Origin of the sequence: Nocardia brasiliensis IFM 10847, from assembly GCF_000710915.1 — a bacterium.
Taxonomy (GTDB): domain Bacteria; phylum Actinomycetota; class Actinomycetes; order Mycobacteriales; family Mycobacteriaceae; genus Nocardia; species Nocardia brasiliensis_A.
Map to the genome: position 1 here is coordinate 21,711 of NZ_BAUA01000075.1, position 12,098 is coordinate 33,808.

Annotated in this window: 9 protein-coding genes; 6 read left to right on the plus strand and 3 right to left on the minus strand. The window is 67.1% G+C overall.

Annotated elements, in window-relative coordinates; translation table 11 throughout:
* Positions 1 to 95 precede the first annotated feature (95 nt).
* Positions 96 to 1,658 (plus strand): alpha/beta hydrolase, encoded by a 1,563-nt coding sequence (locus NBRGI_RS43840; protein WP_036559342.1) that lies wholly within the window; start codon positions 96 to 98, stop codon positions 1,656 to 1,658.
* Positions 1,659 to 1,699: 41 nt separating this feature from the next.
* Here the strand turns inward: NBRGI_RS43840 and NBRGI_RS15770 are convergent, their stop codons facing one another.
* Complete coding sequence (locus tag NBRGI_RS15770) at positions 1,700 to 2,812, minus strand: alkaline phosphatase PhoX (RefSeq protein ID WP_235210973.1); 1,113 nt, start codon at positions 2,810 to 2,812, stop codon at positions 1,700 to 1,702.
* Positions 2,813 to 3,249: 437 nt separating this feature from the next.
* On the opposite strand from NBRGI_RS15770, the gene NBRGI_RS15775 reads away from it, so the two are divergent.
* Together NBRGI_RS15775 and NBRGI_RS15780 are read left to right on the plus strand one after the other, a co-directional pair.
* Positions 3,250 to 3,585: a histone-like nucleoid-structuring protein Lsr2 gene (locus NBRGI_RS15775; protein WP_029896981.1), complete on the plus strand. Its 336-nt coding sequence runs from the start codon at positions 3,250 to 3,252 to the stop codon at positions 3,583 to 3,585.
* Positions 3,586 to 3,987: 402 nt separating this feature from the next.
* The gene (locus tag NBRGI_RS15780) at positions 3,988 to 4,995 is read left to right on the plus strand and encodes a methyltransferase (RefSeq protein WP_051727806.1); all 1,008 of its coding nucleotides are present in this window, start codon (positions 3,988 to 3,990) and stop codon (positions 4,993 to 4,995) included.
* A gap of 87 nt (positions 4,996 to 5,082) precedes the next feature.
* Here the strand turns inward: NBRGI_RS15780 and NBRGI_RS47465 are convergent, their stop codons facing one another.
* The gene (locus tag NBRGI_RS47465; protein WP_148310834.1) at positions 5,083 to 5,598 is read right to left on the minus strand and encodes a hypothetical protein; all 516 of its coding nucleotides are present in this window, start codon (positions 5,596 to 5,598) and stop codon (positions 5,083 to 5,085) included.
* A gap of 198 nt (positions 5,599 to 5,796) precedes the next feature.
* On the opposite strand from NBRGI_RS47465, the gene NBRGI_RS15790 reads away from it, so the two are divergent.
* The 3 genes from NBRGI_RS15790 (at position 5,797) to NBRGI_RS15805 (ending at position 10,477) form a co-directional block, all read left to right on the plus strand.
* Positions 5,797 to 6,351, plus strand: a complete 555-nt coding sequence (locus tag NBRGI_RS15790; RefSeq protein ID WP_051727807.1) for a GNAT family N-acetyltransferase — start codon at positions 5,797 to 5,799, stop codon at positions 6,349 to 6,351.
* Positions 6,352 to 6,819: 468 nt separating this feature from the next.
* Positions 6,820 to 8,973, plus strand: a complete 2,154-nt coding sequence (locus NBRGI_RS15795) for a DUF6461 domain-containing protein (protein WP_036559345.1) — start codon at positions 6,820 to 6,822, stop codon at positions 8,971 to 8,973.
* 508 nt (positions 8,974 to 9,481) lie between these two features.
* Positions 9,482 to 10,477: an aldo/keto reductase gene (locus NBRGI_RS15805; protein ID WP_029896992.1), complete on the plus strand. Its 996-nt coding sequence runs from the start codon at positions 9,482 to 9,484 to the stop codon at positions 10,475 to 10,477.
* A gap of 17 nt (positions 10,478 to 10,494) precedes the next feature.
* Here NBRGI_RS15805 and NBRGI_RS15810 read toward each other — a convergent pair whose 3' ends face one another.
* Complete coding sequence (locus tag NBRGI_RS15810) at positions 10,495 to 12,057, minus strand: condensation domain-containing protein (protein ID WP_081878090.1); 1,563 nt, start codon at positions 12,055 to 12,057, stop codon at positions 10,495 to 10,497.
* Positions 12,058 to 12,098 lie beyond the last annotated feature (41 nt).

Below are 12,098 nucleotides of genomic sequence, written 5' to 3' on the forward strand. Positions count from 1 at the left end.
ATGCGAGACGCAGCTGGAATTGTGTTCCTGGAGCAGGTGCGCGCCGACTGAGGCATTCGATCCTGCACGCGCTATCAGTGAGGAGAAACCGACACATGCGGACACTGCGAGTCATCACGTTGGGGATCGTCCCGATCACTGTCGCCGGGCTGCTCGTCACGGGTTGCTCGACAGAGCAGCCGGGAGTCGCGACCGCGAGCGGACGCGACGCCTTCTACACCCAGCCGCTGGCCTGGGCGCCCTGCGCGGAAGCGGAATCCGGAGCTTGGTTCCCCGAGGTCACCGACGATCGAACCTGTGCACGTGTGCGCGTCCCGCTCGACTACCGGGCATCGGGCGAATTGACACCGGACACGGTTCGAACGGTGTCGTTGCCGATCGCCCGGCTGTCCGCCACGGAGCACAAGCAAGGCACCTTGGTGCTCATCAGCGGCGGCCCCGGCGAGCCGGGGCTGGAAATGCTGGATATGGCGTTCCCCGAACGGATCCGCACGAACTACGACATCGTGGCCTACGATCCGCGCGGGGTGGGACGTGCGCTGCCCGCCATCTCTTGTGATCCCGACAAGGAGGAACTCGCCGAAGAACACGATTCGGTGGGCGCCACCGAGAGTGCCCGGCGCGCGTTCGTCGAGTCCTGTGTGCGTGGGACCGGCCCGGAGGTGTTGCGGCACATGGGTTCTGATGAGGCCACCGACGACTTGGACGTATTGCGCGGGGTTCTCGGTGAGCAGCAGCTCAATATCCTTGCCGCCTCCTACGGTACGCAGGTCGCGGCCATGTACATCGACCGTTATCCGCAGGGTTATCGCGCCGCCGCGCTGGACGGCGTCGTCGACGTCACCGAGACGCACACCCAGATGAGAGTCGCCCAGGAGAAGGGATTTCAGAACACCTTCAACCGGGTCGCGGCGTTCTGCGCCGACCGATACCGCGACGAATGCCCGTTCGGCGACGATCCGGCTCGGGCCGAGAACGTCTTTCATGATGTCCTGCGTGCGGCCGAAGCCCATCCGGTCCCTGCGGGCGACGCCGAGCCGATCGAGCCCGGCGACATCCTGAAGGCGCTGATCGCCGGCTACATGTGGCCCACCGGCTGGGTACCGTTCCTCGACGCGCTGACCGCGATGCACGAGGGCGACGGCACTCCGATGCGCAGACTGGCAGACCGAGCCCAACCCGATGAGCCGCCGCGCCAGGCGGCGCCGTCGGCGGAGGCCACGAGCAACGCGCTCGAAGCGATCACGTGCGCGGATTTCGCCCGGCCGACCGCGGACCGGGCGTCCCAACAGGCCGATGAGGCAGCGATTTACGACGCGGCCACCTACGACGACTACGAACCGCGACCGTCTGAGTTCCCGCTCGACATCTGCGCCTTCTGGCCGACCCCGGGTACCGCGAAGGGGTTCCAACCGCGCCGGGCTGCCGGGTCTGCTCCGGTGCTGTTCATCGGCACCCGGCACGATCCGACCACTCCGCTCGGCAACGCGGAACGGATGGCGAAGTTCCTGGACAGTCCGCTGCTGATCCGGGAAGGCGACGGTCACACCTTCGTTTTCGGTGACGTCAACAGCTGCATAGACGACCGCGTGGTGAACTACTTCGCCAACCCCGATGCGGCACAACAGATCGTCTGCGCCGAGGAACCCGAGCGGTGACGGCGGGCCGACTTGTCCGGAGCTGAACGGCGGCAGTGCTGTCAGCTCCGGAAGGGCCCGGTCACCTCGTAGGTGATGCCGTCGCTGCTCGAGCCGCGGGTGCCGCGCTGGGAGGAGAAGTAGAGGCGGTTGCCTTGCGGATTGAAGGCCGGTCCGGTGATCTCGGACCGGCTGGACCGATCCACTTGGAGGAACGGGGCGACCACGCCGCCGGAGATGATGCAGATCTGCATATCGCCCCCGTCCTCGGCGACGAACAGGTCACCGTTGGCCGCGCCGGTCACGTTGTCCACCCCGGAGAGCGGCGCACCGCCGCCGGGTTCGTAGATGATCGAAAGCTTGTTGCTCGCAGCCTCATACGCCCAGACCCGGTTGTCGCCCTTGGTAGTGAACCAGCATGTCCCGTCCGCGTAGTAGCAACCTTCGCCGCCGTTGAACGGCTTCGACTCGGGTACCTGTCGCCGAGTCGGCGTGGACGCCCCCGACCGATCCGGTACTTCCCGCCAGCTCACGGTTCCGGCGTTGTCGACCAGCACCTCGAGTTTGCCTGCGGCGAGGTCGGGCCAGACCGTGGGAACGAAACGATAGAACCGGCCGTCGGAGCGGTCCTCGGTCATGTACACGACTCGGCGTTGCGGGTCGACGGCGCACGCCTCATGGGTGAACAATCCCATTTCGGGTCTGCGCACCGCTGGCTCGACACCCCAGGGGTCGGTTTCGAATACCGCCCCGCGCTCGACCTCTTCGCAGGACAACCAGGTGTGCCACGGCGTGGCACCGCCCGCGCAGTTGCGGTTGGTCCGGGACAGCGTGCGATGCGCGCCGACGATCGACCCGTCCGCGGCGAACTTGATCGCACCGACTCCGCCGGTGGCGTCGATCTCGCTGTTGGACACGTAGATCCAGCCCGAGCCGTCGGCGAAACACGCGCCGCCGTCCGGCGCGGCATGCCAGGTGTAGCTCGACGAGGCCACCTGCCTGCCCGAGCGGGCGACGATCCGGCTCGTGAAACCCTTGGGCAGGAACAAGCCGTTGGCGTCCGGCCGCTTCGCCAACGGGCCGTACGGGGACTCGCCGGCCTCGGCGCCGGCACTGAAGGCCGCCAGCCAGGACGCGCCACCGAACGCGGCGGCGGATCCGCCGACCACACCCACCCGAAGAAAATTACGACGATGCACGACCGTCCTCCAACGCGAACGCGGCCCGGCAGGGGCCGGCAAGTGCGGTCACCCACGAATCCACGGCGCCGTGACGATCCATGCACGGTTGACCAGGTCGTCCACAATTATGCTGGTACGCAATATTTTTCGCATCCCCAGTTGCCGGTACGCACACTGGGCGAGACCCGCACCCCTTGGAAGAACCGCACTCCTCCCCCGGTGGCGATACTCGGCATCGCAGCGGGGGTGGCCGGGATACCGAGCAAAGTCGGCTGGGCGCTGTCGAGAGGCGCGTTCGAACAAGCAGCAGTGACGTGCGCCCGGTAATTTCGGACGGTTGTCGGCGTGCCTGGCGCGCGGCGTCCTGGATTCTTCTCGTGTTCGGATTAGGCTGGCGTCTCCCGGTTTCGGACTGAACAGAAGGAGTTGTTGTGGCGCGCAAGGTGACTGTCGAACTCGTGGACGACTTCGACGGCGAATCCACAGCCGAAGATACCGTCCGGTTCGGCATCGACGGGGTCGACTACGAGATCGACTTGTCGGCGAAGAACGCCGACAAGTTGCGTGCGGCACTGGCACCTTGGATCGACGCCGCTCGCCGAGTCGGCCGGGCGCCGCGGAGCAAAGAGGGTAAGGGGCGCTCGGTGCGGGATCGTGAGCAGACCGCCGCGATCCGGGAGTGGGCGCGGCAGAACGGAGTCCAGGTATCCAGCCGCGGCCGGATCGCCGCCGACGTCGTAGCCGCCTACGAGAAAGCAGCCGCCTAGCCCGCGAGTTCGAGCGCGCGCGGTCCGACCGCGCGCGAACACGCACCCGACTGCGTCGGCGCGCTCGATCGACTCGACGACCACCGCCACCGAGTACCGACGTCAGTTCGTCGCACGCCTCGGCGCAGGGGACCTCCTCCCCTACCGCGGGCGGCACCCCATAGCCGCCGATGGGCGACTACACCGACCGATGCCCGATACCCGCCGAAGCCCGATCCGGTTGCGACCATCCGCCGTACCCTGTCGACCCCGACCGAGCCGGTCGCGGACTCGAACAGGTGGCGCGGAACATCCGCTGCGATCGAACCGCCTCGGCTTGCTACTATGCCTGGCATGAATTTCTTCTTCCTGCGCTGAGGGATCCGTCGGCGAAACGAGGATTCCCGTCGTCGGCGAGGCGGGGTGGCGTACGTCCTGCGGCTCGGCCTCGGCACCGTCGTCGAACTCGGTCATCGCGAAATCCACTGCGACGCAACATCTTCGGATACGAATATCCAGCGGCTGAGGACTGCCGACGACGCCTTCGTGCTGGTCGCCACCGGTCCCGACATCGGCCGGACCAAGGACTCGGCAACCGCCCTGACCGGTCTGGTCACAGCGCTGGATGCGTCGAGGCTGAAAGAGGCCAGATACCGGTGCGGCGGCCCGCTCGGGTTCGGCGTCGGCATCGAGGTATCGGCCTCGTTTCTGGGACGGCGGAACTTCAACCGCTACGACATCGAGGACACGGTAGGCCTGACGCTGTCCGAACATCTAGGCCTCCGGTACCATTCGCGCCGCGGCGGCAGCCGTCCGCCGGATGCCTGTAGTTCTTGGCGGGTGGTCCTGGACGGACAGCGGGCCCGCCTCATGCTCCGCATCGCCGCCCAGCCGTTGCACCGAAGGGACTACAAAAGCCAGACCGTGCCCGGCAGTCTGCACCCACCGGTCGCCTCGGCCATGGTCCAGTTGGCCGAGCTCCGCGCCGATGACCGAGTGCTCGATCCCTGCTGCGGCGCAGGGACACTGCTACTGGAGGCGATGCACTGCCAACCGGCCGCCACCTACCGCGGATTCGATATCGACCCCGCCGCAGTGCGGGCAACCAGGGCGAACGCCACGGCCCAGCTCCCGGCCGGACCTGCCGATGCCGCGAATATCCCGCTGCCGCAGGGCAGTATCGATCGCATCCTGTGCAATCCCCCGTGGGGCGGCCAGGCCCCCGCGCGGGGACTGCTCGCGCATAGCTCGGCACCACTGTGGACCGAGCTACGCCGACTGATCGTCGCGGACGGCACCGCCGTGGTCCTGATCCCCGACGCCCGGGAACTCGCCACCGCCATCCGCGCCGGATTCACGCCCACCTCTGTTCAACAGGTCCGGATCTCGGGCAGACATTCCTTCATCGTCCGCGCTACCCCGACGACCTGACTGGAACCGCACTCCGCCGGCGAGGCAGCAGCGCTTCGCCAGAGAAGAATCGGCGGCGCGGGCGCGCAGAGTGAAGGACGGCAATGCTTACACCCTGCGGGCATGGGTACTGCTGTCATGCACTCGATATGATGACGCCCGATGGCCCCAGACCCCGGCACGTGGCTGACCCGGAGGTCGATTCAGATGGCTACACAGCGCGATCAACCGCCCGGCACAGACCCGGCCGAGACCACGCAGCGGCTGGAGAATCACCGCCGGGATCTCTGTGCGCGACTGCTGCTCGTGCAACAGCAGATGGGCGAACTGGCCGACAGACGAACACAATTGATCAACGACCGCGACGACAGGCCGCCGGACGGAGACTGCGGTCGGGCACCCTTGGTTGCCGACCTCGCACTCCTCGACGCGCGCCACGAGCAGCTGATCGGCGAGCATCGCCGACTGTGGCTGCAGTTCATGCAATACCGGCGCATGATCTGGAATGCTCGCGAACATCTCGGGGGCCACGCAGACCACAGGCACGGACGCCGACGTCGAACTCCGGACCGCGCCACCGAAGACCTCGTGCGTGAACAGCGACTGCTCGAACGCGTCGGGCACATACTGCGCGGCTCGGACTCATGTCCGCCCGGACCGATGCGATGAGCCGGCCGAGCCAGCTGCCCGAGAGCTACGGCCATCGCGTGGGTCCCGCCGACACCTTCCGGCACCCGCAGGTGAGTCCACATTCGCGCGGAATCAGCGCCCGTTACCGCCTTTGCCACCAGACACGCCAAAGATCCAGGCAAGATCGTCAGCATGAGAGAGGAACTACCAAAGGCGTCCATCGAGATGATGCCGCCGGAGGCGGCGGCCGACACCGCACTGACCACTGAGCTGACCGACCTGATCAATCGGGTGTACAAGGTAGCCGAAGACGGCTTGTGGCGTGACAATGCGAGCCGCACAACGACATCCGAGTTGACAGGGTTGATCGCCGCCGGTCAGATCGCAGTGGCACGCGAGGAAGATCACCGGGTCGTCGGCGCCGTCTGCATCCAGCAATTGTCCGACGACATCGGCGAATTCGGCATGCTGGTGTGCGCGCCCGAGCGGCGCGGCACCGGAATCGGCCGGGCCCTGGTCGATTTCGCCGAGCGTCACTGTGTCGATCAGGGCGCTCGGACGGTACAACTGGAGCTCCTGGTACCCCGCAACTGGACGCATCCGGTAAAGGAATTCTTGCACGGCTGGTATCAGCGCCTCGGGTACGTCCTCGAACGTAAAGGCGAACTGGAGGAAAGCTACCCCCACCTGGTACCGCTGCTCGCCACCCCGTGCGATTTCCTCATCTTCCACAAGTCGATGCGCTGACCTCCGCGCAAGTCATGTTGTGCCCGAAACTCCCTGCCGTACAAACGATCATGAGGAAATCAGGGAACCGGCTTCTCGACCTCTCGAGCTGAGCGGCCGCCGCCATCTGTGCTGCGACAACTCGTGGCTGCACAGTGTGCGGCGATCGGGGCACCCGTGGCTCGTGCACGAGCTCGCTCGGCCGCGTGGGCAGCGGTTGGTCCGGCCGCTGCTGGGTTTGGCGTTGGTACTGGCGCTGCTCATCGGAGGGCTGTGCGCGTTCAGCCCCGCACCACGTAAGGAGCCCGTGCCAGTTCGCCGGACGGTTTGCCTGCCTGTCATTGTTCAGCCGCCACCGACGACCGCCGGGCCGAACCAAGCCACGTGCCCTTGATGGCTGCCGGCCGGCAGAGATCAGCGTGGAGCGACATCGAAGGCGCGGTGGGTACATTCGAGGGCGCACGAGTGGCGCAACCAGGGCGGGGAACCATGATCGAGATTCCGGACGCGGTCGTCGATGAGCTCGGATCGGCCGTCGCCGAGACGATGCGGACGGTGCGGCCGCGGATACCGACCTCCCCTGCGGCGACGCTGGGCCGATTACGGCTGTCGAGCGATGAGTTCGGGGCGTATGCCGTCGGTGCGAACGGGATTCGCGGTGAGCTGTCGCGGCTCGGGCAGTTACTGCCGGAACGGATACTCGGCGCGCTCGAGTTGCTGGTCGCCGAACTCGTCGTCCCGGTGGTACCGAGCCTGGCCGCGCTGCTGCCCATGCCCGACGATGGGCAGGCCGTCATGGTGGGTCACATGATGGGCGCCAGTGCGACGACGACGGCGATCGACGAACTCGAGGCCTTCCGGCCCGGCGCACTGGCGCTGGTCGTAGCGCTGGCCGCCCGGTTGAGCGAACACTGCGACGTTGTCGCACAACTGCGTTCGACTGCGGGGCGCGACGCCGGCAGCGCGCTGGACGAGGCCGCGATCGCGGCGGCTCACGGCGCGTCCCACTTGGCGCTGGGGGTGGCGGTGGCGGCGATCGTGCTGCGCAACGTGGGGTATGGCGATGATCCGGCGACGGTGGTCGGCGGCGCACTGACCGCGGCGTCGCCACTGCTGCGCGCTGCCCCGATGCCGGCCGCATACGACGCCGCGCGGATCGCGAAGATCCGCGCCGGGTATCTGTATCCGCGTTATTCCTCGGGTACCGTGCAGGCTCGCGACCATCGGTTCGCGCTGACCGAGTCGAGCTTTCCCGACACCGCCGATTTCCGCGACAACGGTCTGGTGGCCGTGAGTCCGGCGGGGCCGGTGGTGCGGACCGGGACCGCCGATGCCTTCGTTCGGGTGACGGTCGAAGTGTTCGACACGCCACCAGCCGAGGTCTACGCAAGCGAATGGGACGAGGTGGTCGAGGTCGCTTGGACCGCGACCCGGGGCCTGGCATCGATACTCGGTGCGCCGCAGTCCCCTGGCTACGGTGGCCACGGTTCGCTGGTCGAGCAGACGCCGCCGTGGCCGGGCACCTACCGGGTCCGGGTGCACGCTACCGGCCGCGACGACGCCGATGGCGCGGAGTCCTACAAGCTGACCGTGTGGCCGTCACCAGACACCGAAACGGTGGTGCACAAGCGGACCGATCGACTCGGACACCGTTTGCGCGGTGAGGCCGAACCACTGCTCGTGGCCAAACCCGAGGACGCCTACCGCTGGGTGGAGAAGTCCGCGCTCGCGGACGCCGGGACCATCACAGTTGTCGCCGCGAGCGATCCCGAGACCGTGGTGCGCGCCTTCGGCGCCGACCCGGCCAGCCCCGAGCGAATGGAGGAACTCGAGGAACGAGCGATAGAGCGTGGCGATCCGTGGATCGCGGTGGCGTCCCTCACCGACGCGGTGCTGGCGGTGGAGTACAACGGTTATCAAGGCAGTCAGGGCCCGGAGCTCCGCGCGCTCTCCCGCGGTACTCGCGCCGCGTCGCTGTACTGGAACGTCAACGGTCTGACCCGGTTGTCGTTCGCCGCTGACGGCCGGATCGTCGCCGCCTTCGAACTCGGTGAGCAGCAGCGCGATCACACGCTCGAACCGATCCTGGGCGACCTGGATTTCGATGATCACCGCAACCGGATCGCCAAAGGGCTTGTCGCGATTGAACGTTTCACCGGTAGCGCGTTCGCCGAGAGTGATCTCGTACGGGTGGCGTCGGCCGGGATCGGCTTTGCCGTGCTGCCGTTGCTCGGCGAGCTCTACCCGGTGTCGCGCCGATCCGACGGATCTCGCGCCGGTCGCGGGCACGGCCCGCTGGGCGCGGACACCGACCTGCTGACGGAGCTGCCCGCCGCACGCCAGCACGCAATGGCGTGGTGGGCCGTCGGCCGAACTGCCGAATACGTACAGTTGGTCGACGACCCCGACGTGGTCGCCTGCGTCGAGACCCGAACTCTGACTGCGGAAGCCGAACTGCGCGTACGTCGATCGACCGTCGGTGACCGGACGAACTACTGGTTCTGGTCCGCGCTGCACCAAGCCACCAACCCCGACCCTTTGGCCGCCGCGATCGGTGCCCTCGACGCCGCCCGCTACGCGTGGGGCCCCGCCGCCGCAGACTTCGTCGCCGAAGCCCGGATCGCCCTCAGCGATCTGCGCTAGCCGATCGCCCAGCCCCGCGCTCTCGAAGCCATACCCGGCAGCCGGAGTCGAACCCGCGGTAGGGCACCATGACCGCTTCGTGCCGACCGTCGGAGCTCAGCACGATGTCCTTCACGTCGCCGTCCTCAGCGGACCGGGCCGCTATGAACGACAGCGGCGGCTTCTCTTCGAATATCTTCTCGGCCAACGATTTATCCACTCGCGCCATCTGTGTCCGTGCTCCCCGCGTCCGGAGGTGGGCCGCCAGCCTATCGGCGCCCGCCTGCTGTCCACGAGCCCCGAAAATCCTGGGAAACCCTCTGACACATGGCCGACGGTCATCGCCCGCTCAACGAGCCCCTGCGTAACAACACCGTATCCGGCATACGAGAACGACGCAGGACCAGATCCGGCCCCTACATTCACCTTTCGTCCAAAACTCTGTGGCAATCGCTTGCGAGCACCGCCGCGCGCTTGCCACCATCGGGGTGTTGTCGTTGCGACATTGATTCGATCGAGGAGGAACATCTTGAAGTATGTCAAGTTGGGCTCGACCGGCATGGATGTGTCGCGGATCTGCCTGGGCGCCTTGAGTTTCGGCGTACCAGGCCACGGCGTCCACAGCTGGACCCTGGACCTCGAACAAGCACGGCCGATGATGCTGCACGCCCTGGAATCCGGCGTGAACTTCGTGGACACCGCCAACGTCTACTCTGCCGGGACCAGCGAACAGATCGTCGGGCAGATCCTGCGCGAATACGGCCACCGGGACGAGATCGTGCTGGCGACCAAGGTGCACGGGCGAACCCGCCCCGGCCCCAACGGCGTTGGGCTGTCTCGCAAGGCGATCATGGCCGAGATCGACAACAGCCTGCGCAGGCTCGGCACCGACTACGTCGACCTGTACCAGATCCACCGGTGGGACCCGGCGACGCCGATCGAGACCACCATGCAGGCGCTGCACGACGTGGTGCAGGCGGGCAAGGCGCTGCACATCGGCGCGTCGTCGATGTGGGCGTGGCAGTTCGCCAAAGCCCAGTACACCGCCGAGCGCAACGGCTGGACCCCCTTCAGCACCATGCAGAACCATTACAACCTGATCTACCGCGAAGAAGAGCGGGAAATGCTGCCCCTGTGCGCAGACCAGGGCGTCGGCGTCATCCCGTGGAGCCCGCTGGCCCGGGGACGGCTCACCAGGGAGTGGGACAGTGTCAGCGCCCGCAGCGAAACCGACGCGTTCGGCAAGACCCTCTACCGCGACACCGATCGCGAAATCGTCGACCGGCTCGGGCAACTGGCCGCGAAACGGGAGCTGCCGATGGCGCAGCTGGCGCTGGCCTGGATGCTCGCCAATCCCACGATCACCTCCCCCATCGTCGGCGCCACCAAGATGAGCCATCTCCAAGACGCCATCGATGCCCTGGACGTGGAACTCGACGACGAAGAGATCAACTACCTGGAAGAGCCGTATCAACCGCACAGCGTTGTCGGACATCCCATCACCGAGCTGCCGGGCCAGCACTGAGGCGCGCACGACACGGCTCAGCTTTCCCGGATGACCGGCTCGTTCAAGGCCTTCGGGAATCGGGCCAGTAGATCGGTGAACTGGTCGGCCAGTTCGCGGGCGTGTTCGGCGCTGAGCTGATCCCCGCGATAGGCCACCAGCCCGATCAGGTGTCCGTCCCGTTGCGCCATGGTCACCGTCAGGCCGAATTTTGCGTTGTCACTGCGCAAAGTGTCGTTCAGTACCGGCGTCAGCCGGGTCCCGCCCAGCTCCGTGGCGTGGCCGTCCAGCAGGTTCATGTTCAGCGTGACGTTCACGTAGGGCGTGTGCCCGAACCGCCGGGTCGGATTCAATCGGGCGACCACGTCGTCGAACTCGACGGACTGGTGCTCCAGCGCACCGAGCGCCGCGCCGCGCATCCGCAGCAGCACGTCCAGCACGGTGCTGTCCGCCGACACCCGAGAGCGCAGCACCGCGGTGTTCAGACAGGGGCCGAGCAGATCGGCGAATCGGGACTGATTCCGGTTCGCCGTCGGCGACCCGATGGTGACATCGTCGAGGCCGGTCCACCGATGCAGGGTCACCATCAGCGCGGTGGCGGCCACCATGAACCAACTGACGCCGTGCTCGGACTGCGCCGCGCGCAGTGAATCCAACAGCCCTGCGGGCAAAGGAATCTGGAACGCGCCGTTCGGCTCCGGCGTACTCGGCGCGGGCAACGGCGTATCCGCGGACGCACCCGCCAGGGTGGTTGCCCAGTAGTCCAGATCGGCGTGCCAGGAATCGCTGTCCCGCTGTGCCGCTTGGTGAGCGGCGAATTCTCGATACTGGACGACCGGGCGCGGCCGCTGCGCTGCGAGGTAGTGCCGGTCCAGCTCCGCGAGCAGGACAGGAATCGATTCTCCGTCGATCACCAGGTGGTGCAGACAGAGCAGCAGTGCCTGGCGGCCGGCGCCGAGCTCAGCGAGGGCGACCCGCAGCAGCTCGCCGGACGCGAGATCGAAAGGTGTGCGCATGGCTGCGGCCTGCCAGTCCGTCATGCCTTCGGGGGCGTCGCGCAGGTCGAGCAGTTCCAGCGGCGGTACCCACGGTTCCCGCAGCCGCACGGACAGCGCGAAGTCGTCCTCGACGAATCGGGTTCGCAATATCTCGTACTCGGCGACCAGTCGACCAAGCGCGGTGCGCAGCCGGTCGGGGTCCAGCCGACCCGCTACCCGCCAGGCGAGCGGCACGTGATTGCGCACGCTCGGATCGATCAGTTCGGCCAGCCAGATACGCCGCTGGAAAGCGGTCATCGCCAAGGGCACATCGGTGACAACGGCATCGGGCGGCGCTGTCGTAGGCGCCGCCGAACCCAGCACGTGTTCGGTGAATTCGGCCAGCCGGGAATGCTCGAACAGCGTCCGGATCGGGATCCGCACCCCGAACTGCTCGCCTACCGCGCTCAGCAGTGCACCGGCCATCACGGAATGCCCGCCCAGGGTGAAGAACGAGTCATCCGGCTCGATCCCGTCCTTCGCCAGCACCTGCTCCCATACGGCGGCCATCCGGCGCATCGCCTCCTGACCGTCGGATAGCGGGATACTCGAAACGGCGTCCATGAGCGTGGCGTCTCCTCATCTCGCGGCGGGCGAGAGCCGCG

Bases quoted from the DNA above. Each gene is read 5' to 3' on its own strand.
- NBRGI_RS43840 (WP_036559342.1), top strand. From the start codon at position 96: ATGCGGACACTGCGAGTCATCACGTTGGGGATCGTCCCGATCACTGTC.
- NBRGI_RS15790 (WP_051727807.1), top strand. From the start codon at position 5,797: ATGAGAGAGGAACTACCAAAGGCGTCCATCGAGATGATGCCGCCGGAG.
- NBRGI_RS15795 (WP_036559345.1), top strand. From the start codon at position 6,820: ATGATCGAGATTCCGGACGCGGTCGTCGATGAGCTCGGATCGGCCGTC.
- NBRGI_RS15810 (WP_081878090.1), bottom strand. From the start codon at position 12,057: ATGGACGCCGTTTCGAGTATCCCGCTATCCGACGGTCAGGAGGCGATG.